Source organism: Achromobacter sp. JD417, assembly GCF_041879325.1.
GTDB lineage: Bacteria > Pseudomonadota > Gammaproteobacteria > Burkholderiales > Burkholderiaceae_B > Achromobacter > Achromobacter mucicolens.
On the sequence record NZ_CP087159.1, the window covers coordinates 5,204,342 to 5,230,268 of the forward strand.

The 25,927-nt window shown below is 64.8% G+C and carries 24 protein-coding genes; 16 read left to right on the plus strand and 8 right to left on the minus strand.

Annotation, left to right across the window (positions count from 1 at the left end; translation table 11 throughout):
* The first annotated feature begins 16 nt into the window (after positions 1 to 16).
* From LN047_RS24010 to LN047_RS24025, 4 genes are read left to right on the plus strand one after another with little or no spacing between them, the layout of a single operon-like run.
* Positions 17 to 988 (plus strand): Bug family tripartite tricarboxylate transporter substrate binding protein, encoded by a 972-nt coding sequence (locus LN047_RS24010; protein ID WP_373980409.1) that lies wholly within the window; start codon positions 17 to 19, stop codon positions 986 to 988.
* A 3-nt stretch (positions 989 to 991) separates the two neighbouring features.
* Positions 992 to 2,161 (plus strand): acyl-CoA dehydrogenase family protein, encoded by a 1,170-nt coding sequence (locus LN047_RS24015; protein WP_373980410.1) that lies wholly within the window; start codon positions 992 to 994, stop codon positions 2,159 to 2,161.
* An 18-nt stretch (positions 2,162 to 2,179) separates the two neighbouring features.
* Positions 2,180 to 3,175, plus strand: a complete 996-nt coding sequence (locus LN047_RS24020; RefSeq protein ID WP_373980411.1) for an acryloyl-CoA reductase — start codon at positions 2,180 to 2,182, stop codon at positions 3,173 to 3,175.
* Positions 3,176 to 3,187: 12 nt separating this feature from the next.
* Positions 3,188 to 5,320, plus strand: coding sequence for an acetate--CoA ligase family protein (locus tag LN047_RS24025; RefSeq protein ID WP_373980412.1), 2,133 nt, complete (start codon positions 3,188 to 3,190; stop codon positions 5,318 to 5,320).
* A gap of 97 nt (positions 5,321 to 5,417) precedes the next feature.
* Here the strand turns inward: LN047_RS24025 and LN047_RS24030 are convergent, their stop codons facing one another.
* Positions 5,418 to 6,158 carry a GntR family transcriptional regulator gene (locus LN047_RS24030; RefSeq protein WP_255452371.1) on the minus strand — a complete coding sequence of 247 codons (741 nt, stop codon included), beginning with the start codon at positions 6,156 to 6,158 and terminating at the stop codon, positions 5,418 to 5,420.
* Positions 6,159 to 6,292: 134 nt separating this feature from the next.
* Here LN047_RS24030 and gabT point away from each other — a divergent pair, with 134 nt between their 5' ends.
* From gabT to LN047_RS24080, 10 genes are all read left to right on the plus strand, one after another.
* Positions 6,293 to 7,621, plus strand: a complete 1,329-nt coding sequence (gene gabT, locus LN047_RS24035) for a 4-aminobutyrate--2-oxoglutarate transaminase (protein WP_373980413.1) — start codon at positions 6,293 to 6,295, stop codon at positions 7,619 to 7,621.
* A complete protein-coding gene (locus LN047_RS24040; RefSeq protein WP_346526919.1) occupies positions 7,618 to 8,598 on the plus strand; it encodes a hypothetical protein in 981 nt (326 codons plus the stop codon). The genes gabT and LN047_RS24040 overlap by 4 nt, the downstream gene beginning before the upstream one ends.
* The gene (locus LN047_RS24045; RefSeq protein ID WP_223572929.1) at positions 8,595 to 9,368 is read left to right on the plus strand and encodes an enoyl-CoA hydratase/isomerase family protein; all 774 of its coding nucleotides are present in this window, start codon (positions 8,595 to 8,597) and stop codon (positions 9,366 to 9,368) included. The genes LN047_RS24040 and LN047_RS24045 overlap by 4 nt, the downstream gene beginning before the upstream one ends.
* A gap of 31 nt (positions 9,369 to 9,399) precedes the next feature.
* The gene (locus tag LN047_RS24050) at positions 9,400 to 10,584 is read left to right on the plus strand and encodes a CaiB/BaiF CoA transferase family protein (RefSeq protein ID WP_373980414.1); all 1,185 of its coding nucleotides are present in this window, start codon (positions 9,400 to 9,402) and stop codon (positions 10,582 to 10,584) included.
* 107 nt (positions 10,585 to 10,691) lie between these two features.
* Positions 10,692 to 11,933 (plus strand): ABC transporter substrate-binding protein, encoded by a 1,242-nt coding sequence (locus LN047_RS24055; protein WP_373980415.1) that lies wholly within the window; start codon positions 10,692 to 10,694, stop codon positions 11,931 to 11,933.
* A gap of 12 nt (positions 11,934 to 11,945) precedes the next feature.
* A complete protein-coding gene (locus tag LN047_RS24060; protein ID WP_056325591.1) occupies positions 11,946 to 12,824 on the plus strand; it encodes a branched-chain amino acid ABC transporter permease in 879 nt (292 codons plus the stop codon).
* A gap of 6 nt (positions 12,825 to 12,830) precedes the next feature.
* Complete coding sequence (locus LN047_RS24065; protein ID WP_175234545.1) at positions 12,831 to 13,724, plus strand: branched-chain amino acid ABC transporter permease; 894 nt, start codon at positions 12,831 to 12,833, stop codon at positions 13,722 to 13,724.
* Positions 13,721 to 14,482 carry an ABC transporter ATP-binding protein gene (locus LN047_RS24070; protein WP_056325586.1) on the plus strand — a complete coding sequence of 254 codons (762 nt, stop codon included), beginning with the start codon at positions 13,721 to 13,723 and terminating at the stop codon, positions 14,480 to 14,482. The genes LN047_RS24065 and LN047_RS24070 overlap by 4 nt, the downstream gene beginning before the upstream one ends.
* Positions 14,483 to 14,523: 41 nt before the next feature.
* Complete coding sequence (locus tag LN047_RS24075; RefSeq protein ID WP_253884335.1) at positions 14,524 to 15,225, plus strand: ABC transporter ATP-binding protein; 702 nt, start codon at positions 14,524 to 14,526, stop codon at positions 15,223 to 15,225.
* Positions 15,222 to 16,553 (plus strand): amidase, encoded by a 1,332-nt coding sequence (locus LN047_RS24080; protein ID WP_373980416.1) that lies wholly within the window; start codon positions 15,222 to 15,224, stop codon positions 16,551 to 16,553. The genes LN047_RS24075 and LN047_RS24080 overlap by 4 nt, the downstream gene beginning before the upstream one ends.
* 27 nt (positions 16,554 to 16,580) lie before the next feature.
* On the opposite strand, the gene LN047_RS24085 is transcribed toward LN047_RS24080, so the two are convergent.
* Together LN047_RS24085 and LN047_RS24090 are read right to left on the minus strand one after the other, a co-directional pair.
* Positions 16,581 to 17,564: a Bug family tripartite tricarboxylate transporter substrate binding protein gene (locus LN047_RS24085; RefSeq protein WP_373980417.1), complete on the minus strand. Its 984-nt coding sequence runs from the start codon at positions 17,562 to 17,564 to the stop codon at positions 16,581 to 16,583.
* 182 nt (positions 17,565 to 17,746) lie between these two features.
* Positions 17,747 to 18,637: a LysR family transcriptional regulator gene (locus tag LN047_RS24090; RefSeq protein WP_373980418.1), complete on the minus strand. Its 891-nt coding sequence runs from the start codon at positions 18,635 to 18,637 to the stop codon at positions 17,747 to 17,749.
* 149 nt (positions 18,638 to 18,786) lie between these two features.
* Between LN047_RS24090 and LN047_RS24095 the strand changes: the two genes are divergently transcribed.
* On the plus strand, positions 18,787 to 19,791 hold the full coding sequence (locus tag LN047_RS24095; RefSeq protein ID WP_373980419.1) for a tripartite tricarboxylate transporter substrate-binding protein: 1,005 nt from the start codon (positions 18,787 to 18,789) through the stop codon (positions 19,789 to 19,791).
* A gap of 49 nt (positions 19,792 to 19,840) precedes the next feature.
* Positions 19,841 to 20,788, plus strand: a complete 948-nt coding sequence (locus LN047_RS24100; RefSeq protein ID WP_373980420.1) for an amidohydrolase — start codon at positions 19,841 to 19,843, stop codon at positions 20,786 to 20,788.
* Between the two features lie 64 nt (positions 20,789 to 20,852).
* On the opposite strand, the gene LN047_RS24105 is transcribed toward LN047_RS24100, so the two are convergent.
* From LN047_RS24105 to LN047_RS24125, 5 genes are read right to left on the minus strand one after another with little or no spacing between them, the layout of a single operon-like run.
* Positions 20,853 to 21,677: an ABC transporter ATP-binding protein gene (locus LN047_RS24105; RefSeq protein ID WP_373980421.1), complete on the minus strand. Its 825-nt coding sequence runs from the start codon at positions 21,675 to 21,677 to the stop codon at positions 20,853 to 20,855.
* Complete coding sequence (locus tag LN047_RS24110) at positions 21,674 to 22,540, minus strand: ABC transporter ATP-binding protein (RefSeq protein ID WP_373980422.1); 867 nt, start codon at positions 22,538 to 22,540, stop codon at positions 21,674 to 21,676. Before LN047_RS24110 ends, LN047_RS24105 begins: the two co-directional genes overlap by 4 nt.
* A complete protein-coding gene (locus LN047_RS24115) occupies positions 22,537 to 23,328 on the minus strand; it encodes an ABC transporter permease (RefSeq protein WP_373980423.1) in 792 nt (263 codons plus the stop codon). Before LN047_RS24115 ends, LN047_RS24110 begins: the two co-directional genes overlap by 4 nt.
* A 35-nt stretch (positions 23,329 to 23,363) precedes the next feature.
* Positions 23,364 to 24,320, minus strand: coding sequence for an ABC transporter permease (locus LN047_RS24120; protein WP_373980424.1), 957 nt, complete (start codon positions 24,318 to 24,320; stop codon positions 23,364 to 23,366).
* A gap of 10 nt (positions 24,321 to 24,330) precedes the next feature.
* Positions 24,331 to 25,884, minus strand: a complete 1,554-nt coding sequence (locus LN047_RS24125) for an ABC transporter substrate-binding protein (protein WP_373980425.1) — start codon at positions 25,882 to 25,884, stop codon at positions 24,331 to 24,333.
* Positions 25,885 to 25,927 lie beyond the last annotated feature (43 nt).

Here is a 25,927-nt window from a genome sequence, read left to right on the forward strand (position 1 = left end):
ACGCCAGGAGACCGCCATGCAACCCTGCTTTCGAACGTTGCGCGCGCTGTGCGCCGCCGTCCTGCTGAGCGCGGCGGGCGCCGCCCAGGCGGGCGCCTATCCGGATAAACCGGTGCGGCTGATCGTGCCCTACGCCGCCGGCGGCGGCACCGACACCGCCGCGCGAATGATCGCGCGCAAACTGGCGCCCCTGATCGGGCAGCCGGTGGTGGTTGAAAACAAGCCTGGCGGCGCCACGCAGATCGGGACCGCCTACGTGGCCAGCGCGCAGCCGGACGGCTACACCCTGCTGATGGGCACCGCCAATCTTGCGACCAACAGCGTGCTGTACGCCAAGCTGCCTTACGACGTAAACAAGGACCTGACGCCGGTGATCGGGGCCACGGATGTGCCCGTGTACCTGCTGCTGCCGGCGGCCAGCCCGCTTCGGACGTTGGAAGACCTCAAGCGCGCCGCCACCGCGCAGCAGGGCCTGACCTACGCCACCGCCGGCACGGGCAGCATCCCGCATCTGGCAGGCGAGCAGTTCGCGCACGAGACGGGCATTGCGCTGCGCCACATTCCGTACAAGGGCAGCAGCGAGGCCGCCACCGCGCTGGTCGGCGGGCAGGTCCAGATGAGCTTTGACAACCTGCCCCCGGTGTATGCGCAGGTCAAGGCGCAGCGGCTGCGGCCCATTGCCATCGCGGCGCAAAAACGCAACCCCGATCTGCCCGACGTGCCCACGCTGGCCGAGCTGGGCGTGCCGCTGTCGGCCTCGTCGTGGTGGGGCGTGATGGCGCCTGCCGGCACACCGAAGGACGTGATCGGCCAGCTCAACCGCCAGATCAACGCCGTGCTGGCCGACCCCGAAGTGCGCAGCTATTTCACCGGCCTTGGCATGCAGCCTACCGGCGGCACGCCCGAAGCCTTCGGGCAGCACATCGCCGACGAAACCCGCAGATGGCGCGCCGTCGTCAAGCAGGCGGGCGTCAAGATCGAGGAATAAGCCATGCAGGATACGCAAGATCGCTACGCGGGCGATGCCCTGCCCGACCTGTGCGCACGGGTGCGCCGCTTCGTTGACGAGGTCGCGATACCGGCCGAGTCCCCGGCCATCGCGCGCGACGTGGCCGCACTCGACCGTTGTGTCGCCCAACTGCGCGCACGGGCAAAAGAGGCCGGTCTGTACGCGCCCCAGTTGCCCGCGCAATGGGGCGGACTCGGGCTGGGCTGGCGCGCGCTGGCCGAGGTGCTGGAAGAAGCCGGCCGGAGCTTCCTGGGCCCCGCGGCGCTGAACTGCGCCGCGCCCGACCAGCCCAACATGCTGACGCTGCTACGTCTGGGCAACGCTGCCCAGCAGGAGCGCTTTCTGGCGCCGCTGGTGCGGGGAGAGCAGCGGGCCTGCTTCGCCATGACCGAACCGGCGCCAGGCGCCGGCTCCGACCCGTCCATGCTGCGCACACGGGCCGAGCGGCGTGGTTCGCGCTGGGTGCTGAATGGCCACAAGCAGTTCATCAGCGGCGGCGTGGGCGCGGACTTTGCCCTGGTGCTGGCACGCGGCGAGACCGGCGCCACCTTATTTCTGGTGCCTGCCGACACCCCGGGTTACCGGGTGGTGCGCGACATCGGCATGGTCACGGGCTACCAGATCGGCGGACATGCCGAGATCCTGCTGCAGGACTGCGAGGTGGGCGACGACGCCGTGCTGGGTGAGCCGGGTCAGGGCCTGGCCCATGCGCAACTCAGGCTGGAGCCCGCACGCCTTTCCCACTGCATGCGATACATCGGCCGCGCCCGCCGCGCGCTGGAGACGGCGCAGGCTTACGTCGCGCAGCGCGAGTCCTTCGGCGCGCGTCTTGCGGACCTGCAACAGGTGCAGGCGATGATCGCGGATTCGCACATCGACCTGCATGCCAGCCGCCTCATGACGATGGACTGCGCGGCCCGCATGGACGCGGGCCTGCCGGTAAAGCAGCACAGCGCCATGACCAAGGTTTTCGTGTCCGACGCCGTGAACCGCGTGGCCGACCGTGCCGTGCAAATGATGGGCGCCTTGGGTCTGTCCGACGACACCCCCGTGTCGATGATCTGGCAGGAGATGCGCCCTTTCCGCATCTATGACGGCGCCAACGAACTGCACCGCGCCACGCTGGCGCGCCGGCTGATGGCGCAAGCCTGAGCCTCAATGGAGACGACGATGGACAATCCCCGATTCCAGGCCTACCGGCTGCACGCCGGCGCGGCGGGCGAGCCGCCGCAGGGCCGCTTCGAGACGCTGACCGCCGACCAGTTGTCCGCGGGCGACACGCTCATCAAGGTGGCCTATGCGGGCCTGAACTACAAGGATGCGCTGGCGCAGGCGGGACGCGGCGGCATCGTGCGCGACTACCCCCGCATCGGCGGCATCGACCTGTCCGGCACCGTGGTGCATTCCGCCGACCCCGCGCTTTCGCCGGGCCAGGAGGTCGTCGTGCACGGCTTCGGCATCGGCGTGGATTGCGACGGCGGCTATGCCGAGTTTGCGCGGGTGCGCCATGACTGGGCGCTGCCGCTGCCCGCGGGCATCGGCCTGCGCGACGCGGCCGTGCTGGGCGCAGCCGGCTACACCGCCGCGCTGTCGCTGCACTGGATGGAACACTGCGGACTGACGCCCGCGCAAGGCGACGTGCTGGTCACCGGCGCCACGGGCGGCGTGGCCAGCGTCGCGATCGACATCCTGAGCCAGCGCGGCTACCGCGTCTGCGCCATGACCGGCAAGCCGGACGCTGCGGACTATCTGCGCTCGCTCGGCGCCCACGAAGTGATTGCCCCGCCCGATCTGTCGGCCGGCATCAAGCCGCTGATGAGCGCGCGCTGGGCGGGCGTGATCGACTCCGTGGGCGGCGCGCTGCTGGCCCACGCGCTGGCCTGCGTGAAGCCGGACGGCGTTGCCGCTGCCTTCGGCAACGCGGGCGGCGCGGAGCTGCCCACGTCGGTCATCCCCTTCATCCTTCGCGGCATCAAGCTGCTGGGCATCAACGCCAACAGCCCCATGCCGTTGCGGCGCGAGGTCTGGAACAAGCTTGCCGGTGAATACCGCCCCGCGCACCTGGACCTGATCGCGCGCGTCATCGAACCCCGCCAGCTGCCGCAGGCGCTTGCCGCCCTGCTCGAACGCGGCAGCACCGGCCGCAGTGTTGTCCGCTACTCCTGAACGCCGATATCCATGAACCCGTCTGCCCTCCCCTCCCTGTCCCGCCTCTTCGATCCGCAAGGGATTGCCATCGTCGGCGCGTCTGCCACGCCCGGCAAGATCGGCGCGATGCCCGTCAGCCTGCTGCTGCAGCACGGCTATGGCGGCCGCATCGTCCCCGTGAATCCGCGCGCGGACACCATCGCTGGCCTGCGTGCCGTGCCCGGCCTGGACGCGCTCGACGCGGACATCGACCTGGCCATTCTGGCGGTGCCCGCCGCCCACGCCGCGCAGGCGCTTGAACGCGCCCGCCCGGGCCAGGTAGGCGCGGCCGTGGTGTTTACCTCCGGCTTTTCCGAAACCGGCGAGCAAGGCGCGGCGGAACAGGACCGGCTGTGCGCCATCGCGCGCGAGCGCGGCATCCGCCTGCTGGGACCGAATTGCCTGGGCTTCATGAATGTGCGGCGCAACGTCTACGCGACGTTCTCGCCCGCGCCCGCCAACGGCATCGTCGCCGCCGGCGGCATCGGCATGGTGACGCAAAGCGGCGCGTTCGGCGCCTACGCCTACAGCATGGCGCGCGAACGCGGCCTGGGCTTGTCACACTGGATCAGCACCGGCAACGAGGCCGACATCGACGTTGCCGACTGCATCGAATGGCTGGCCGGCGACACGCACACCCGCGTCATCATGGCCTACATGGAAGGCTGCCGCGACGGCGCCAAGCTACGCCGCGCGCTGTCCGCGGCGCGCGCTGCCGGCAAGCCCGTGGTCGTGACCAAGATCGGCCGCACCCAGGCCGGCGCGCAGGCCGCGGCCTCGCACACCGCGGCACTTGCCGGCGACGACGCCGTGTACGACGCGCTATTCCGCCAGTACGGCGCCCTGCGTGCGCGCACCATCGAGGAATTCTTCAACCTGGGCTATGCGCTGGACACCTGGAAGCGCCCGCCGCAAGGCCGCCGCCTGGGCATCTTCACCATTTCCGGCGGCGTGGGCGCGCTGATGGCCGACGACGCCGCCGACAGCGGACTGACGCTGCCCGAACCGGCCGCGGACGCGCAGGCCAGGCTGCTGGAACGCGTGCCGTTTGCCAGCGGCCGCAATCCCGTCGACGTCACTGGCCAGGCCGTCTCCGAACCCGGGCTGCTGCTGGCCACCGCCGACGACATGCTGGCCGATGGCCGCTACGATGCCCTGGCTGTCTTCCTGGCCGCCGCGGGCTCGTCCGAAGCGCTGTGGCCCACCTTCGAAGCCTTCGCGCGGCAGATGCAGGCGCGCCATCCCGACGTGCCGCTTGCAATTAGCGCCCTGTTCCCGCCTGCGCGGCGGCGCGAACTGGAGCGTCTGGGCTGCCTGGTGTCTCCGGATCCCAGCGCCGCCGTCCGCACGATCGCCGCGGTGGCCGCAATGTCATCCCATTCCGGCCGCGGAACAACGCAAGCGGATCCCGCCCCGGACACGGCTAACCGTGCGCCGCTGCGCGAAACCTATACCGAAATCCAGGCCATGGAACTGCTGCGCGACGCCGGCATGCCGGCTTCCCCGAGCACGCTGGCGGTTGATGCCGACGCGGCCGTGCGCGCCGCCGGCGACCTTCGCGCGGGCCAGGACATTCCTGTCGTCCTAAAAGTGGTCTCGCCAGATATCACGCACAAAAGCGACGTGGGCGGCGTCAAGCTCAACATCCGGGGCGAGGACGCGGTGCGACGGGCTTATGCGGACATCATGGCCGCGGTAAGCCAGCATCGCCCCGACGCCCGCGTCGAGGGGGTGCTCGTCGCGCCCATGGCGCCCAAGGGCGTGGAATGCATCGCTGGCGTGCATTCTGACCCGGTGTTCGGGCCCGTGGTCATGTTCGGACTGGGCGGCGTTTTCGTCGAGGTGCTGAAAGACGTCAGCTTCCGGCTGGCGCCCTTTGGCCGCGATGAGGCCCTGGACATGATTCGCGGGATCAAAGGATACGCGCTGCTGCAGGGCGCGCGCGGGGCGCCTCCGTGCGATGTCGATGCCCTGGCCGACGCGCTGGCCACCCTATCCCGGTTCGCGCATGCGCGAGCGGGGGATTTCAGCTCGGTCGAGATCAATCCCTTGCTGGCGCTGCCCGAGGGACAGGGCGCGGTGGCGCTGGACGCGGTGGTGATTCGGAAAGGCCAGCCCGCATGATGCGCTGGGCGTTTGGACCGGCAAGTCCGCATCCTGAAAGCGCGCCGGGATCTCCGGCCGCGCCGCCCGACCCGGACGCCAAACGCCCGTCGACTTCCTACAAATAATCTTTGTATCGGCGAATGTACTCGCGCGCGCTTTGGTTCAGCTCGCGCACACAGCGATCCGCCTCGTCCACATCGTTGCGAATCATGGCGTCAAGCAGCGTCCTGTATTGCTTGATTCCCATCTCGGCGCGCCCAGGCAACAACGCCACGCGCCGCATCGTCACTTGCATGCGTTCGTAGATTCGTTCAATCAGATCGCTGAGCACGGGGTTGTTGGCGATTTCGTTCACGCGATTACGGAACCGCACGATGGTGTCGACATGCGACTCGATGTCGCCGTCCCTCAACGTGTCTTCAAACTGCTGACCGAGCATCTGCTGAAGCGCTTCGTAGTCGCTTGCCGAAGCATTCTCCATGGCCAGGCGAACGGACAGGCTGTCTAGCGTCTCGCGGACCTGGTAGAGGCGATAGGTGGTTTCCATGTCAACGGGAACCACCACCGCGCCCTTGTTCGGAACACGTTCGATCAGGCCGCGGTCTTCCAGCGTAGCCAGCACCTCACGGGCCTTGGCGCGCGGGATTCCGTAGTTCTTCACGAGATCTTCTTCCGGCAGGCGCGAACCCGGCAGCAACGCTTGGGAAGCGATGCGCTGTCGCACATCCAACACGACTGCCTGGGTGGACGGCATGCTTTTGCGCTCTTTTGCAGGGGCGGATTGCGCTTTTGGTTTCTTCGGAGAAGTGGCCATGTTTTGGGCAGGTCGAGGCAAGGTTTTGACGCCGTCGATCATAGCACTCTTATCGCACTCAAGATTGTGCACAATCTTGCGCTCATGCTCGTATTTTCTTATTGACACAATGATTTGTGCCAGCGCAAGATACCCCACATCGCATCACCTGACGCCGATTTCCGAAGGAGAGTGCCTTGTCCTCAGCCGTACTTGCATCCCTGCCGGGCCCGATTTGCCAGCAGTACCAAATAAAGCGGGACGCGCTTGTCGCTCGCGGAGTCGCCAATGGGGCCCCCATCTTTGCGGCCCGCGCAAGCGGGTCCGAAGTGGTCGACCTCGACGGCAATACCTACCTGGATTTCGCGGGGGGCATCGGCACGTTGAACGTGGGCCACGCGCACCCGGAGGTCGTTGCCGCGGTCAAGCGCCAGGCAGACGACTATCTGCATACCTGCTTCAACATCGTCATGTACCCCGGCTACATCGACCTCGCCGAAATGTTGGTCAAAAGGCTGCCCGGCGACTGGCCCAAGAAGGTCATGCTGCAAAGCACCGGCTCAGAGGCCGTCGAGAACGCGATCAAGATCGCCCGACGCGCAACGGGGCGTCAGGCGGTTGTGGCCTTTGAGGGCGCGTTCCATGGGCGCACCAACATGGCCCTTGCCCTGACTGCGAAGGCGCCCGCCTATAAAACCGGCTTTGGCCCCCTTGCCAGCGAGGTATACCGGGCGCCCTTTCCCTACGTGTATCGCACTGGCGCCGACGAAGAAGCCGCGGCTCGCCAGGCCTTTGAGCGTTTCGAACGCATGGTCGAAACCGAAATCGGCGCACGGCAAGTCGCCGCAGTCATCATCGAACCCGTGCAAGGCGAGGGAGGCTTTCATGCTGCGCCGGCCAGCTTCATGCGCCGGCTACGCGAATTCTGCACAAGCCACGGCATCGTCCTGATCGCCGACGAGATCCAGTCCGGTTTTTGCCGCACGGGCCGCTGGTTCGCCATCGAGCACAGCGGAATCACCGCCGATCTCTACACCCTGGCCAAATCCATGGGAGGCGGCATGCCGATCGCCGCCGTGGTCGGCCGCGCCGAACTCATGGACGCGCCCGATGTCGGCGGCCTGGGAGGGACCTACGCGGGCAATCCCCTGGCCTGCGCAGCGGCGCTGGCCGCAATCGCCGTCATGGAACGAGACGACTACGCCGGCCGCGCGGAGGCGCTGGGCCGTCAGTTGGCCGAGCGATTCGACGCATGGAAACGCGACATTCCCATCGTGGGAGATGCGCGCGGGCTGGGCGCGATGCGCGCCGTGGAAATCGTCACGGACAAAACCAGCCACCGTCCGGACGGCCAGGCCACCGCGCGCATCGTGCGGCGCGCATATGAAGCCGGTCTGATCCTCGTGAAGGCGGGTTTTCATGGAAACGTGCTGCGCTTTCTTGGCCCGCTGAACATGAGTGCCGAGCAGTTGCAGCGGGGTTTGGACATCCTTGAAAAATCCATCAATGCCGAGGTGCGCGCATGAATACGCTATTGAAGTTGGACAACGCGCGTAAGGTCGTGCAGCTGTTGGGAGACGCGCGCCCCGGCATGAATGTGCTGGTGCTGTATGACTACTACACCGAGCAGAATGTCCAGCCGCTGGCCATCGCCATCAACGAGTGCGGCGCCATTCCGCACATGCTGCAGATACCTGGCAGCCGCCAGCATGGGCGCCCGTTTTCGCCCATCGTGGCCGACGCCATGTGCGGCGCGGACCTGATCATTGCGCTTACGCGCGCCAACGCCGCCCATACCGAAGCGCGGCAAAAAGCGACTCGCGCCGGCGTCGGGGTCATCGTCTTGCCCGAATCGGATTTGCCGGATTTCTTTATGGCCGAAGGCTGGAACGCCGACTTTCAAGCCTTGCGTCCGCAAATCCAGGGGCTGGCCGATGCGCTCACCCACGCCGACACGGCACGGGTCACCAGCGCTGCGGGTACCGACATCACGATGAGCATTGCAGGTCGTCGTGGCCGTGCGCTGCACGGATTTGCGAACACGGAAGACATCTCGGCGGGTTACTGCCTCGAATCCAGTCTGGCCCCCGTTGAAGGCACTGCCGAAGGCGTCATCGTGGTGAACGCCAGTATCCCTGGCGTGTCACTCATCCGAGACGAATCGGTTCGCATCACATTTGAGCGCGGCATGGCCGTGTCCATCGAGGGCGGGGCCGAGGCTGCCAAATTCCGGGATCTGCTTGCCGGGTTCCACGATCCCCTGGTCTACAACCTGGGCGAACTGGGTGTCGGCATGAATCCCTGCTGCCAGCTGGACGGAACGATGCTTTCCGATGAAAGCGTGTACGGATCCATCCAGTTGGCGCTCGGCACCAGCGCCTACATCGGCGGCACGGTCAAGGCGGCCGCCCACTACGACACCATCGTGACCGATGCGCAACTCTGGCTGGACGGCAAGCTGGTGCTCGACGGCACCACGCTGCACCTTGGGGACGCGCGATGAGCATTCGACTGGACCGCGGCCAGAACGGAATCGTCACCGTCTTGATGGACAGGCCTGCCAAGCGCAATGCCTTCACGCTCGACATGTATCGCGAGTTCGGTGATGCCTTCGACACGCTTAACGCCGATGACAGCGTCAGGTGCATCGTGGTGCGCGGCGCGGCAGGCGCATTCTGTGCCGGTAGCGATATCGGCGGGTTCGACGAAACCCGCAGCGGCGCGGAGCAGGCGCGAGAGTACGCCGAGTTCACGCTGGCCATGACCGACCGGCTCAAGCTCACGCCGCATCCCACGGTCGCATGCATCGAAGGCGCGTGCGTGGGCGGCGGGCTGGAGATCGCGGCCATGTGCGACATCCGCATTGCGGGCCGGGGCGCCCGCTTTGGCGTGCCGATCAACCGCATCGGATTGACCCTGGACTACCGGGAACTAGCCGATCTGCTGGCCGTCATCGGTGGCACGCGCACGCTGGAAATCCTGCTCGAAGGCGCCGTTTTTGGCGCGGACGAGGCACTGAACAAAGGCCTCGTCACAAGAGTGGTGGACGACGACAAGGTTGGCGATGAAGCCTATGAGGCTGCCGGGCGTATCGCTGCGGGCGCTCCCCTGGTCAACCGTTGGCACAAACAATTCGTGCGTCGCTTGCAAGCTGGCGGCGAACTGGCCGAACACGAACTGGCTCAGGCCTATGCCTGCTTTGACACCGAGGATTACCGCAACGGGCAGCGCGCCTTCCTGAACAAGGAAAAGCCTGTCTTTGCAGGTCGCTGAGAGGAAAGACATGAAGCAGAACGCTGCCGCGATGCCGCTGGAAGGCATCAAAATTCTGGACCTGTCCCAAATCATGGCCGGGCCGTACTGCACCATGGTGCTGGCGGATCTGGGCGCCGAAGTCATCAAGATCGAAAAGCCTGGCGCGGGCGACGATTCCCGGGAAATGGGGCCCTATGTAAACGGAGAATCGAGCTGTTTTGCCCAGATCAACCGCAACAAGCTGGGCATTTCCCTCAACCTCAAACGACCGGAACTGCGCGAAACCGTGCTGGAAATGGTGCGGTGGGCCGATGTGCTGATCGAGAACTACCGGGTGGGCGTCGCCTCCGCGCTGGGGCTTGACTACGAAACGCTCAGCGCCATCAATCCCCGATTGGTCTATTGCTCGATCTCGGGCTATGGGCAGACCGGGCCGTATGCCGGCAAGGGGGGATTTGACCTGGTGGCGCAGGGCATGACCGGCATCATGAGCATGACCGGCGAGCCAGACGGACGCCCCCTCAAGTCGGGTATCGCCATCTATGACGTCGGCGCCGGGCTGACCGCTACCTACGCCATTCTTGCGGCCTGCATTCACCAGCAGCGCACCGGCGAAGGCCAGCACATCGACATCTCGCTCGCCGAATGCGGACTGCCCTGGTTTATTTGGGAAGCCGCGGCCTACTTCGCGGAAGGCACGGTGCCCAAGGCAACCGGAAGCCGTCACCGCGTGTCCGCGCCCTATCAAGCCTTTAGCACCGGCGACGGCTATATCGTCATTGGCGCCGCGAACCAACGCACCTGGGAAAAGCTCTGCACCGACGTCCTGGGTCGCCCGGAACTGATCCACGACCCGCGATTCCTGACCAATAGCGACCGCCTGGACAACATCGCCGCACTGGAGCCACTGCTGGAAGCCGAATTCGCGCGCGCCGACGCGGCGGCCTGGATCGCCCGATGCGAAAAAGCCCAAGTGCCCTGCGGCCCCATCAACGATTTCCACCAGGCGATGCAGGATCCGCATTATGCCGCTCGCGGCATGGTTCAAGAACTGGACCACCCCAAGCTGGGCCGCATGAAAACGGTCGGTATACCCACTAAATTTTCTCGTACGCCGGGCCAGATCCGGCGGGCTGCGCCCCTGCACGGCGAGCACACCGATGAAGTCCTGCTTCGCTTTGGCGCGTCGCCAGAAACTATCGCGCAATGGCGCGAACACGGCATCGTCCAGTAAAGAAGCAGATATCTCCACAGCACAAAAAAAAGCAGTCAAGGGGCCGGGCAGTCAGCCGGCATATTCGAAGTGAAGAATCGCGTCTCACGCGAAATCAAGGAACGAATATGAAAACGCAGCAACCCAAGAACACGTCCCGCCGCGACTTTTTATCGGTTGGCCTGGTGCTGGCTGGCGCAAGCCTGGCCCCCTGGAGCCTGCGCGCCGCGCCTGCGGGGCAGCCATTTCGCATCGGCGCGCTCAATTCCATCACCGGCGTGGGCGGTCCGTATGGCGTGCCGATGCTCGAGGCCATTCGACTGGCTGTCGACGAGGTGAACGCCGCAGGCGGCGCCGCCGGGCGCCAGCTGCAGCTCTTCGCCGAAGATGATCAGACCAAGCCCGACGCTGCAGTCCTCGCGGCGAAAAAGCTGATCGAGGTGAATCAGGTCCAGGCGGTGGTCGGAATTTGGCCCTCCTCGGTGGGTCTGGCTGTCATGCCCATCACCAACAACGCGGGTCTCATCATGATGAACACCTGCGGCGCCCCTGAAATGCTGACGGAGAACCGCAAAGGCCTTGCCTGGATGTTCCAGGCATCGAACGCGGTCTTTGGACGCGCCTTTGCTGAAGTGGCACGCCAGCGCGGCTTCAAGCGCCCGGCAGTCATGGCCTTCAACAACTCCACCTTTGTTGGGCTGGCCAACTATTTCAAAGAGACGTGGGAGAAAGACGGCGGCAAGGTCAGCAGCATGGTGATCTACGAACCCAATCAGACCACCTACCGAACAGAATTGAACCGGGTCCTTGCAACGAAACCGGATGTGATCGCAATGGGCTCGTATCGCCCCGACGCCACGATTTTGCTGCGCGAGTGGTACCAGACCGGTCAGGACTGCAAATTCATCATGCCGGGTTGGACCGCCAACGAAGCGCTGGTCAAGGCGCTGGGCAAGGAGGTCACCGAGGGCATCATCTCGATTTCCAACGTCGCGGCAAGCGGCAACCCGGCTTACAAAAGCTTCTCCGAGCGGTTCCGCGCCAAGGTCAAGCACGATCCCGATGTGTTTGCCGCCCAGAGCTACGACATGGTCATTGCCCTGGCCCTGGCCATCGAAGCCGCCGGACCGACAGCCGACATCGCCGCCATCAACGGACAGGTCAAGGCGGTCACCCGGCATGGCGGGGAAAAGATCTCTTCGTTTGCGCAGGGCCGTGATCTCATCCGTGCCGGCAAGGCGGTGGACTACGACGGCGCATCGTCAAACCTGGAGTTCGGCGCGCATGGCGAGACCGTGCCGGATTTCGGCGTATCGGAAATCCAAAACGGCAAACTGGTACTGAAAGAGACCGTGCCGGGTACGCGTTGAAGCGGAGCAACGATGGAACTCATCCCGATCTTGAACGCCGTCATCAATGGCATCGTGCTAGGCACCTTGTTGTCACTGCCAATCCTGGCGATCACCATGGTGTTTGGCATATCGCGCTTTCCCAACGCGGCGACGGGCGACTACATGACGCTTGGCGCGTACACAGCCGTCGCCACGCAGGCGTGGATCGGCAGCTCACTCGTGCTTGCCGTGGTAAGCGCCAGCGTGGTGACCGCGCTGATCGCCGTATTTTTCTATCTGTGGGTCTTCCGGGCGCTCGCTAAACGCTCCAACGTGGCGCGTCTCATCGCCTCGCTGGGCGTGGCGTTCGTCGTACGCACGACGATCACCTTTTTCGCGGGCCAGGACCAATACAACCTGGAAATGGGCCGGATCATGCGTGCGTGGAACTGGCATGGCATTCGCATCCTGCCCATGGACGTCTACATCCTGCTTACGGCCATCGGTGCGTTGGGGATCGCGTTTGTGATCCTGCATGCCACGCCACTGGGACGGCGCATGCGGGCGGTGGCCGACAACCCCGACCTCGCCGCCGCCAGCGGCATCCGCTCACGTCGCGTCATGCTCTATCTGTGGCTGTTGAGCGGCTTCTTCTGCGGGCTGGGCGGGGTTCTGCTGGCCATCAAGGCTGTGGTCGTCCCCGAACTCGGATTCGAGCTATTGATGCCGATGTTCGCAGCAGTGATCCTGGGCGGCATTGGCAATCCCATCGGGGCCGTCGTCGGTTCCCTGATATTCGGGATCTCGCAGGAAATCGCCACCCTTTACGTTGGCCCCTCCTACAAGATTGTCATCGCCTTCCTGGTCTTGCTGGTGCTGTTGTTGTTCCGGCCGCAGGGTCTGTTTGGCCGCCCGATCATGGCGAGGTAAAGAGAGATGGAATCCTATTTGATTGCAATCTCCATCGGCATACTTATCTACATGCTGATGGCTCTGGGTCTGTCGCTGCACTATGGCTTCACCGGCCTGGTCAACTTCGGGCATGTCGGCTTTTTTGCCATCGGTTCCTACACCTCTGCGCTGCTCGCGCTTCAGGGGGTACCCATCCCCTTGGCGATGGTGGGCGCAACGCTGCTCACCGCACTGGCGGCCTGGCCGCTGGGGATCGTCGCCTTACGGCTGGGAAGCGATTATCTGGCCATCGTGACGCTCGGGTTCTCGGAGTCCGTCCGGATGATGCTCCAGAGCGAGGAATGGCTGACGCGAGGCATGCACGGTCTGCCGGGCATACCCCGTATGTATGAGGGATGGATCCCCGCCGCCCAGATCGATCTGGCCATCATGTTGACCTTGCTCGCCGTCAACGGGGCGGTGTTCTGGTTGGTCACGCGCGTCGTCAAAAGCCCGTTCGGGCGGGTCATCGAAGCGGTTCGTGACAACGAAGTCGCGGTAAGGGCGCTGGGCAAGGACCCGGCTCGCTTCAAGACCCGCTCGCTCATGCTGGGCGCGGGGCTGGCCGGCCTGGCGGGCGCCTTTCAAGCGCACTACCTCACGTTCCTGAGCCCCGAGCAGTTCGTTCCGCTCATTACCTTCTATATCTGGATCGCCATCTTTGTCGGAGGCGCCAACCGCCTGCTCGGTGTCGCCTTGGGCACCGTCATCATGGTCGGCTTTCTTGAGGGGTCTCGCTTCGTCCGGGACTTCGTGGGCGGCATCTCCGAAGTGCAGATGGCCAGCGTGCGAATCTGGGTCATCGGCATGGCATTGATTCTTATCGTGCTGTATCGGCCGCAAGGGATCTTGGGAACAAAGGCGGGGAAGTCGACATGAGCCTTTTGACTGTAAGAAACGTTAGCGCCGGGTTCGGCGGAATGCTCGCCTTGGACAATGTCAGCCTGGACCTGAACCAGGGCGAACTTCTGGGCCTGATCGGCACGAATGGCGCGGGAAAGAGCACGCTCTTCTCGGTAATCACTGGATATGTGCCCAGCCGGGCTGGCGTCGTCCAGTTCGACGGCCGCGACATCTCTCACATGGCCGTGCACACCCGTGTGCGCCAAGGCCTGGCGCGCACATTCCAGGTGCCTCGGGAATTCTCGCAGCTCACCGTCATGGCCAACATGATGGCGGCTGCGCCAGACGCGCAGGGCGAGAAGCTGCTGTCGATCTTCTTCAATCCGGGGAAAGTGCAAAGAGAAGAGGAACAGGTGGCCGAACGTGCCCGCGACTTGCTGCAATTTCTTAATCTATCGCGGGTCGCGGACACCCAGGCAGGCAAACTTTCCGGCGGACAAAAGAAGCTGCTGGAGCTAGGACGGCTGCTCATGCTGGAGCCTCGCTGCATCATGCTTGACGAGCCTTTCGCTGGCGTCAATCCGGTGCTGATCGGCGAGTTGTCAGAACGCATCGTGGCGTTGAACGAACGCGGCATGAGCGTGCTGATCATCGAGCACAACCTCGAAGAACTTTCGCGCATCGTGCCTCGCATGTATGTGATGGACCGCGGCAAGGTCATTGCAGAGGGAAAGCCGCGGGACGTGCTCTCCCAGGATGCGGTTCGCGAGGCTTACATGGGGGGTGTGATATGAACGTAACCAATTCCGCCGCACCGATCCTTACCATAGAAAACATGGCCGCAGGCTATGGAGACGTCGATATCGTCAGTGGCATCGACCTCCATGTGAAGCCGCGCGAGATCGTCACGATTGCCGGCACGAACGGGGCTGGAAAGTCCACGGTCATCAAAGCCGTCATGGGCCTGCTTCCGCGTCTGTCGGGGTCGATCACCTTCGACGGGAACGACCTGCGCCGGTCCGCCGTGGAAGATCGCGTGCGCCTGGGCATCTCTTACGTGCCGCAAGTGCAGAACGTGTTCGGCGAGCTCACCGTGCTGGAGAACCTTCAGGTCGTTGAACACGTCAGCGATGCCCGCCGACGCACCGAGGAAATGTTTGAACTCTTTCCAGCGTTGGCGCAGCGGCGCCGCACCCACGCCGCCAATCTTTCCGGCGGCGAACGCCAGCAATTGGCGTTTGCGCGCGCGTTGATGCCTTCCCCTCGCATGGTGCTGCTCGACGAGCCGTCCGCGGCATTGTCGCCCGCACTGACTTCCCAGGTGTTCGAGGAAGTGCAACGCCTGCCCCAGTTGGATATCGCGGTGCTGATGGTCGAACAGCGGGCCCGCCAGGCGCTGGCTTTCAGTGACCGCGGCTACATCCTGGATTCCGGCCGCATTGTCCTGACCGATACCGGCCCCAACCTGCTCGCAAATGAAGAAATGGCGGAACTCTACATCGGGCACCGTCACGACTCCCAAGGAGAACCCGTATGACCGCAACCAAGGCGCCCGGACGCCCTGCACCCTCGGAGCACGCCCACCTCACACTGGCAGAGGGGCTGCGCGCCCTGGACAAGGGCACGCTCAGCGCCGAAGCCTGGGCGCAGGCGTGCCTGGAACGAATTGCGCAGCGCAACCAGGATGTCAAGGCGTGGGTGCATGTGGCGGGCGAAGCCGCGTTGGCGCAAGCGCGCGCCATCGACCGGCGCGGCCGCCGCACTCGCTACGAGGGTGCGCCGATCGGCATTAAAGACACCATCGACACCGCGGACATGCCCACCGAACTAGGCGAACCCGAGATCTACACTGGGCGTCAACCTACGCAGGACGCGCCGGTGGTGACGCGCGCGCGAGAACAAGGGTTCGTGCTGCTGGGCAAGAACACCGTGTCTCGCCACGCGATCATGCTGCCCGGTCCGTGCCGCAACCCCCACGACCTGACCCGTAGCCCGGCCGCCTCCTCCGCGGGTTCGGGCGCGGCCGTGGCAGACTTCATGGCCCCGTTGTCCATCGGCACCCAGACCGCCGGCTCCATCTTGCGGCCCGCTTCATTCAGCGGCGCCGTCGGTTTCAAGCCCACCCTGGACGCCATCCCGTATGTCGGCATCAGAAGCTATTCGCGGCCGCTCGATGTGATCGGTCCGCTGTGCAGGTCCGTGGAAGATGCGCAGCTCTTCATGCATGCGTTCGTGGGCGATCCGCGCTTTGCACCGTCGCCGGAAAGCGGTAATGCGCTGCGCCTTGGCGTGTGGCGCCCCCGCGCCTGGCCCGAAGCCGAACCCGCAGCGCAAGCCGTCTTCGAGGAATGCCTGAGCCGCCTGACGGCCGCGGGCGTTTCATTGCAGGTCTTGTCCATGCCTGCGGCCTATGAAGAAATCGGCGACATTCAGGATGTCATCATGGCCTACGATTTAGCGCGCGAATACGCGCATATCCGCCGCGATCACGCCGCGTTATGCGACCCAGAGCTGCTTGCCTACCTGGCTCTGGGTGACACCTACACCGACGCCGACTATGCATCCGCATTGGACGCCGCCGACAAGTGCCGGCGGGCCTTCTATGACATTGCCCGCGACGTGGACGCCATTATCATGCCTGCCACGTTGGGCGTGGCCACGCCCGCCGAAAGCACGGGCAGCTCGGTGTTCATCCGCGCGTGGTCATTGCTGCACAACCCCTCGATTTCACTGCCGGTCGGACGCAGCCCGGAAGGATTGCCCCTTGCCGTGCAGCTCGTGGGCTTCCAGAAGGAGGATCCCAAACTGCTGCAGCATGCGCGCCGCGTGGAATCCATTCTCGGAAACCGGGCCGGGGAAACGTAGCAGGCGGGGCTGCTGTCGCTGTTTTATCTACTGCTCCTTCAGCCCCAACGATTTCACCAACGGCGCGAACAGCTTCTTTTCGTCCTGCACGCGCGTGGCGTAATCGGCCACGCTCAGCGGAATCGCGTCCGCGCCCGCATCCAGGAAGCGCGCCTTGATCTCCGGCCGCGCCAGCACTTTGTTGATTTCGGCATTCATGCGTTCGACCACATCATCGCGGGTGCCCGCGGCCGCATACACGCCGAACAGGCTGTCCGCGAACACACCGTCAATGCCGGCCTCCGTAAAGGTGCGGATGTCGGGCGCCACGGCCGCGCGTTGCCGGCTTGCCACCGCCAGCACCTTCAATTTGCCCGCCTGCACCATGGGAAAGACCGTGGCGGGTCCAAACGCGAAATCGATCTGGCCCGCGGCCAGGTCTTGTATCGCCGGCGCCACGCCGCGATACGGTGCATGGGTGGCCTGCATGCCAGTGGCCTGCTTGAGCAGCTCGCCAGCCAGATGCGGTGTCGTGCCATTGCCGGCCGAACCGTAATTCAGCGGATCGGGCCGCTTGCGCGCGTATTCCACGAACTCTTCGAGCGTATTGACGCGAAGCGAAGCCCGGACAAACAGGAACAACTGGCTGTTGGCCAGCAGGGCAACCGGCCGCAAGTCCCGCTGCGGGTCGAACGGCATGTTGGCGAACATCAGCGGGTTGACCGATTCCGTCGTCGACGGATTGAGCAGGAAGGTATGGTTGTCGCGACCGTTGCGAACCACTTCTGCCCCCGCCAGATTGCCGCCCGCACCGCCCCGGTTTTCCACGATGACGGTTTGCTTCAAGGCCTCGGCCAAGTGCGGCTGCACGGTGCGGGCCAGCACGTCGACCAGCCCACCGGGCGCCAGCCCCACGACCAGACGCACGGGCTTGGTGGGCCACGCCGCAGACGGTGTTTGTGCATGGCTGCCCGTCGCCCAACCCGCCAACGCCAGCATCATCACGGCCAGACAACGTCTACGCAGCAGCATGCAATTCTCCTTGTTGGGGGGCCACCCCGCAAAACCGCGCACGGCGCGTCACATGCCGCACCGCGGTCAGCCGCCTCGATGCACCATCGCGGCGGCCCCGCATGTGCCGCTCATTCTTCACAAAAGTTTAAGCATAAAGAATCCCGGATAACCCTAGCTTGCCGGCGGCAAGGCAGGCTTCCCTATTCGGTGGTCTGTGACAGTTCGTGCTCCAGCCCGGCCTCCAGCTGCCGCGCCACGCGCCCCAGCCCCCGGTTCAAGGGCCACACGATGGAGAGGTCGAGACCGCCTTCCACATCCACGGGTACGACGCTCAGCCCATGTCGACGCGCGTACAGGCCGCTCATGCTATCGAGGATGGCCACGCCCAGGCCCCGCTCCGCGAAGGCGCAGGCGGCCGAGTACTGATTCACCTCGATCACGGGCAGAAACGGCAACCGCTCCTGCTCGAACTGCCGCGCCGTAAGCGCCCCCACCTGCAAGTGCCGACTGAGCGAGATATAGGGGATGTCCGCCAGGTCGGCCAAGGCGAGGCGACGGCGGTCCGCCAGCGCGTGGCCGGCCGGCATCACGGCCTGCAGGGTCAACCGCGCCAGCGTGCGCTGACCCACGTTCGGCAGCGCGGCCGAGCCGATCACGATGCCGATATCGATACGCTGATCGGCCGCCAGCCCCGCCACGCCCAGCGTCATGTCCGTACGCACGCTGACGCGCACGCCGGGCTCGCGGGCTTGCAACCACGCCATCGCGCCGGGCAGGATGCTCGCGCCCACGGCCGCCACCGCCCCCACGTCCAGTCTCGCCTGCGCCCCGCCCCGCATGCTGGCCGCCACCCGTTCAGCGTTGTCCATCGCCGCAAGCGCATGAACGATCTCCGGCAGCAACATGCGGGCCTCGGCGGTCAGTGCCAGCCGGCGTTTCTCGCGGCTGAACAGCGCAAAGCCCAGCTTGTCTTCCAGCGACTTCAGCATCGCGCTGGCCGCGGGCTGCGACATCCCGGTGGCCGCAGCCGCCAAGGTGACGGAACCGGTTCGCCCCACCGCTTCAAACAGCGCCATCTCGCGTTTATTCATGCACCCCCCGTTGTTCATACATATTCATGTATGAAATGACTAAATATATATATTTGACTATATCAATCCACCTGCCGGACACTGGCTCCACATCACAACAGCCGGCGCCGCTTCGATGCGGCGCACGGCAATACCGCGAGGAGACAACGATGCAGACGAGACCTGGCGCTCACCCACGCAGGCTGCTGGCCAGATTGCTTGCACCGCTGCTTGGCAGCGCGTTGCTGGCTTTCGTGGCCCCCGCCCTGTCCGACACCCCGGCCGGGGGCACGATCCGGATCGTCGTCGGCGCCCCGCCGGGTGGCGCGCCCGACACCGTGGCCCGCATCGTGGCGCAGCACATGCAGGTGGGCGGGCGCGCGGTGATGGTCGAAAACAAGAACGGCGCCGCTTCCATGATCGCGGCCGCCTATGTGGCCCGCGCGCGGCCCGATGGCAACACCCTCTTGCTCGCCAGCCAGACGACGGTCGCGGTCGCGCCCACGCTGCAGAACGTGACGACGTTCGACCCCATGAAGGATTTCACGGGCGTGGCGTTGGTGGGCAGCGCGCCGCAGGTGCTGCTGGCCGGGCCGAAACTACGCGCCAACTCCGTCCAGGAACTCATCGCGCAGGCCAAGGCCGCGCCAGGCGAGATCGACTTCTGCTCGGGCGGCATCGGCACCTCGCCCTACATGGCGGCCGTGCTGTTTGCCCAGACCGCGGAAATCGAACTGCACAGCATCCCGTTTGCCGGCGAACAAGCCTGCATCACTGAAATGCTGGCAGGCCGCCTGCCGTTCATGTTCGCCAATGCCTCGACGGCCCTGCCCTACATGAAGGACCAACGCCTGCGCGCCCTGGCCGTGACGAGCAACGCGCGCGTCAGCTTCGCGCCGCAGTTACCTACAACGGCCGAAGCGGGCCTCAAGGACTACGAGGTCGCGACCTGGCTTGGCCTGCTTGCACCGGCCGCCACGCCGCCCGACGTCGTCAACGCCCTGAACGCGGAAGTGCGCCGCGTGCTGCGCCTGCCGGATGTGCGCGAGAAGCTGCAGGCGCAGGGCTATGCGCTGTCGGACGACAGCCCGGCGGCGTTCACCCGCTACTACCAGGCCGATCGCGACAAATGGGTGCGGCTGATCCAGACCGCCGGCATCAAGCAGAACCCCTGAGCGCCGACGTTTGAATGCGTTTTCCGACCCCGAACCTCCCGAGCCTCCCATGAGCCGTACCCAGCCCGCCGCTTCTTCCGACGACCCGCGCATCGTGTTGGGCGTCCATCACAGCCCAGTCGCCGGCAACATCCCGCCCGGCGCCTGCGATTGCCACGTGCACATCTTCGGCCCCTTCGACCGCTATCCGCTTGCCGAAAACCGCGTGTTCATGCCGGGGCTCGCCTCGACCGACGATCTGCTGGCGCTGCACGCGGCGCTTGGGGTTGACCGGGCAGTGGTCGTGCAGGCCAGTCCGCAAGGCACCGACAACCGCTGCATGACCGATGCCCTTGCCACCCTGAACGCGGCAGGCCATGCCTCGCGCGGGGTGGCGGTACTGGCGCCCGATATCTCACGCGACGGCCTGCGCGCGCTGCATGCGGCGGGCGTAAGAGGCGCGCGCGTCAACCTGCAATCGTTCGGCCAGCAGGATCCGGCCATCGCCCGCGATGCGCTGACGCGCACCGCCGAGCAAGTCGCCGACCTGGGTTGGCATGTGCAGATCTACACCACGCTGCCGGTGGTTGCCGCGCTGGCGCCCGCGCTGCGCGACTGCCCCGTGCCGATGGTGATTGATCACTTCGCATTGGCGAGCGCCGTCGCCGGCACGGGCCAGCCCGGCTTCGATGCACTACTGGAGACGGTGGCGGCGGGCAATGTGTACGTAAAGCTCTCCGCGCCGTATCGCCTTACGGTCTGGCAGGACGGCCGCCCGCCCATCGAGGCGCGCGAGATCGCACGCGCCCTGATCGATACGCGCCTTGACCGCATGCTGTGGGGCACCGACTGGCCGCATTCGGGAGCGTGGCCCGGTGTGGCGCGCACGCGGGATCGCAGCGAACCGCTGCATCCCATCGACGATGGCGAACAACTGTCGGCGTTTTGCGCTTGGGTGAGCGAAAAGGAGAAGCAGGCGATCCTGGTGGATAACGCGGCGCGGCTCTATGACTTTTGAAAATCAATCCTCTGCCCGGCTTGTAGCCGGAGACGGCCCGGCGTCAGCATGAACCACATCAGTTCTATGCCGGTGCCTGTCTCAGTCGCCTCCGACCAGGATCTGGTCGAGGCACCGCAGCGATAAGCTTGCGCGTGTACTCGTGCCTTGGGGCTTCGAATATCTGGTCGCACTCGCCTTCCTCGACCAACTCCCCCGCAGACATGATCGCCACGCGATCCGCGAAATGCCGCACGACGCCAAGATCGTGAGAAATGAACAAGTACGTCAGCCCGTGTTCGTCCTGCAGATCGGCCAGCAGATCCAGCACTTGCGCCTTGACCGACACATCCAACGCAGACACGGCTTCATCCGCCACGATAAAGCGAGGCGCCAGCGCGAGCGCTCGTGCGATCGAGATGCGCTGACGCTGCCCGCCCGAAAACTGGTGCGGGTACCGCTTGGCGTGATCCGCCTGCAATCCAACCCGCACCAACAATGAGTGCATGCGGGCGCGACGTTCTTGCGCGTCGTACAGCTTGTGGATTGCCATGCCATCCATGATTGCATCACCGACTGTACGCCGCGGATTCAGGCTGGAGTATGGGTCTTGAAAGATGGTCTGCACCTGCCGACGAAAAGACATCAACGACGCGCCGGTCAGTTGCAGCACATCATGACCCGCGAGGTGGATACGGCCCGAAGACGGACGGACCAATCCTGCAATGCAGCGACCCAACGTACTTTTCCCTGACCCGGACTCGCCCACCAGCGCAAGCGTGCTGCCGGGCGCGACCGACAGGCTTACGCCGCGCACGGCCTGCACTACGCGCGAAGGCTTGCCCAGCAGGCTGCGGCCTATGACATAGTCCTTGGTCACGGCTTCAGCCCGCAATATGAAATCAGTCATTGCGGCGCTCCTTGGGCACTGGTATCCGAACGCTGCGACAACCGGCGAGCGCGGTCACGCGGCGCATCGACATCCGGTACAGCAGCCAGCAGGGCCTGCGTATAGGCTTGGCGGGGCCGTTCAAATATCTGCCGCACGTCGCCTTCTTCGACCACCCTGCCCGCCTGCATGACGACGACCCGGTCGGCAATCTCTGCGACCACGCCCAGGTCATGGGTGATGAACAGCACGGCCGCACCGGTTTGCGCTTGCAGCGCAAACAGAAGTTCCAGCACTTGCGCCTGCACCGTCACGTCCAGCGCCGTGGTGGGTTCGTCAGCAATGATCAGCTTGGGCCTCAGCGCGCAAGCAATCGCAATCATCACCCGCTGGCGCATGCCGCCGGAAAGTTCGTGCGGGTAGGCTTTGGCGCGCTGCGCGGGTTCGCGGATACCCACCCGCTGCAAGAGATCCACCGCCCGATTCCAGGCCTGTTCGCGGCCAGCCTGTTCGTGGATGCGGATCACCTCGGCGATCTGGTCGCCCACGGTGCGGCCAGGATTCAAGGCGGTCATGGGTTCCTGGAACACCATGGAGATGTCCTTGCCACGCAGGGCATCTTTTTCCCGGTCCGACGCACGCATCAGGTCCAGCCCATCGAACCGCAACGCATCGGCGGTCACGCGGCCCGGCGGATCCACCAGCCCCATCAACGAAAAGCCCGTCACGGATTTACCGGAACCGGATTCGCCGACCAGGCACACCACCTCGCCGCTGCGCACGGTCAGGTCCACGCCTTTAACGGCGGCGACAACGCCTTGCCGGGTGTCAAAGTTGACGGCCAGATTTCTGACGGTCAACAGCGCTTCAGGTTCGAGGCTCATTTTTGCAGCTCCGGGTTGAGCACATCTTGCAGCCAGTCACCGAGCACATTGACGGCCAGGACGGTAAAAAACAGCGCCAGAGCGGGCACCAGTACCGGCCAAGGATTGGTGAACAGATAGTCTTTCAGCGATCCCACCATTTGGCCCCATGAAGGTACGGGCGGCCGCACGCCCAGCCCCAGAAAGCTCAGGCCCGCTTCCAGCAGCATCGCAAAAGAGAAGGTGAACGACGCTTGCACGGCGATGATGGAGCGCATGTTGGGCAATACTTCGTGCCAGATGATCCAGCCGTTGCCCGCCCCCAGCGAACTGGCGGCCAGCACATGTTCGCGCGCCCGGATGCCCCGTGCGACGCCCCACGTCACCCGCGCAAACTGCGGAGCATAAAGAATGCCGATCGTGGCGATCAACGTCGGCAGATTGCCGCCAATGAAGGCCAGCACCACCAGCGCAACAAAGATCTCGGGCAGCGACACAAACACGTCCACCACCCGGATGGCCGCCGCTTCCATTCGGCGCCCCAGAAAGGCCACGCTGACGCCGATGGCCACACCCAGCACCCCGGCCAGGACCACCGCCGCCGCCGCGACAGTCAGCGACACACGGGCGCCGTAAACCGCACGCGACAAGAGGTCGCGACCCAGCTCATCGGTGCCCAGCCAGTGTTGCCAGGTCGGTGACGACAATAAATTGGCGGCATCGATCTGATACGGATCGGCCAGCCCCAGCGCTGGCCCGAAGGCGGCAGCCAGCACCAGCAGAGTCAGGAAGCCCAGGGCGATCTGCACGGACAGCCCGCCTGTGTGATTGCGAAGGAAATTGATCATGCGGACGGCCTGCGGATACGAGGGTCAACCAGGCCCTGGGCCAGGTCGATGACCAGGCTGATCAGGATGAAGATGGCAAAGATGGCCAGCAAAGCCCCCTGGATGACGGGGTAGTCACGCGCAAATGCCGCGCTGACCAGCAGGGAACTCAACCCTGGCCAATCGAACAGCGCTTCGATGATGACCGTGCCGCCCAGCAGGTTGCCGGCGCGGATGCCGACGATGGCGATTACCGGCACCAGGGCGTTGGGCAACGCGTGACGAAAGATCGCCTTGTTGCGCGGCAGGCCCTTGGCCCGCGCCAGCTTGACGTAGTCACGCCCCATCACATCAGCCAGGCTGGCCCGCGTCATACGGGCGATCACGCCCATGAAGTTCAGGCCGATCGTCAAGGCCGGCAACACCAACGACAGGCAATGCTGGATGGGGTCGTCCGCGAACGGAACAAAGCCCGACGACGGCAACCAGCCCAACCCCAAGCTGAAAACCAGCACCAGCAGAATCCCCAAGACAAATACCGGCGCCGAAAACCCCGCGACCGCCAGCACGGAGGCCGCCAATCCCGCGAGCCGGCCACGCGCTCGGGCCGCGATCACGCCCAGGGGCACGCCGAACAGCACGGCAATCAACAACCCGGCGCCTATCAATTCCAGACTACGGGGAATACGCCGCGCGAGTTCGTCCGCCACCGGTTCGCCCGTGCGCAACGACATACCCAGATCGCCGTGGGCCAAGGCTGCCGCCCAGTGCGTGAACTGCGTGCCGAGCGGCAAGTCCAGACCCAGTTGCGCCCGCACGCGTTGCACGGCAACCGGGTCGCTGCCAGCCTGATCGCCCAGCATGATGGCCACGGGATCGCCGGGCAGCAGGTGGATGGCGATGAATACCACGCCTGTCGCCAGCGCCAGCGTGACGATGGCTGACGACAGGCGCTTTAGCAAAAAAAGCAACATGCCGGCGTACTCAGTTCAGCCACATGGTGGGCAACGAAATGCCCGGGCTGCTCTCGCTCAACGCCCCGCCCAGTTGCGTGTAGCCCTGTACCTTGCGCAGATACCCTTGCGCCTGTTCACGCCAGTTCACAAACACCCAGGGGCTGGTATCCAGGATGCGCTTTTCGGCTTGCGCGTAGATGGGCTGGCGCGCTTTCGGGTCCGTCAACGCCCGGCCGTCCGCCAGCAGCTTTTCCAATTCAGGGTCACGATAGCCGATGGGTTTGGCCCAGTAGCTGGAATCGCCGCCCAGGTAATAGGCGTAAGCGTCGGGATCCGGCAGCTTGACCGACACACCGTAAATCATGGACTCGTAGTCACCCCGGTTCTTGCGTTCCACCAGCGTCGCCCATTCCACCGGTTCCAGCTTCAGGTTGATGCCGGCTTCCTTCAAGTTGGCCTGCACGACTTGCGCCATCGTCGTATAGATGCCCAGGCCCTGAAACACCACCATCGACGCATCGATTCCATTGGCGTATCCCGCCTCGGCCAGCAAGGCGCGCGCCTGCTTCACGTCGCGCTTGAAAGTGCCGTCCAGCGCCTTGTTGTAATACGGTGAGTCCGGTGGGGTGGGCGCACCATAGATGGGCTGGCCATGACCAAAAAAGGCCGCTTTCGAGACGGCTTCTCGATCGATCGCGTAGGACACGGCGCGTCGCACCCGCACATCGTCGAACGGTTTTTTGCTGGTGTTGAACCAGACGCTCATGAATGCGCCGCCCGCCATGTCGATCTTCATGCCCGCATTGCGGCGCAGCACGTCGATGTCTTTCCACGGCACGAAGTCGATCATGTCCAAGGACTGACTGCGCAGCGCATTCACGCGTGCATCGTCGCTCTTGATCATGCGGAAATCCACCGCGTCCAGATAAGGCTGGCCCGCGATGAAGTAGCTGGGATTGCGGGCCAGGCTGGCGCGCACCGCTGGCTCATAGCTCTTCAACTGAAATGGGCCCGTGCCATTGGCGGTCAGCTTCAGATTGGCACCGTCCTGCACCCATTTTCGCGACACTATGGCGGCTTCCGGCAAGGCCAACACCCCCAGCAACGTGGCGTCAGGCGACGGTTTTTCCACTTTGACCGTTGCTGGATCGATGACCGTCACCGTAGCGCCCAAGAGGTTGGATCGGAGTGTGGCGCCGGTCGATGGGTCCAGGATGCGGTCCAGCGAGAACTTGACGTCGTCCGCCGTGACCGGCGTGCCGTTCTGGAACTTCACGTCCGGACGCAGGTGGAACACGATGGTGCGGGCATCCGGCTGTTCCCACCGCTGCGCCAGGCGGGGCACCACGGCCCCAGTCTTGTCATAGCCGACCAAGGGACTGTAGAGCGATTCGATCAACACTTTCCATGCGCTGCCGCCATACACATGCGGGTCCAGCGACACAATTTCGGATACCGTGCCGTACCGCAGGGTGCCGCCCTTCTTGGGCGTGTCGGCCGCCTGGGCCCCCGACGCAAACGCCACCAGTGCGCAGGCCCCAATTCCCAACGCCAGCTGGCGCCATTTATGTTGCATCGTCATGTTTTCCCCTTGCAAAGTGATCGACCCGTTCGACGCGTGCAGC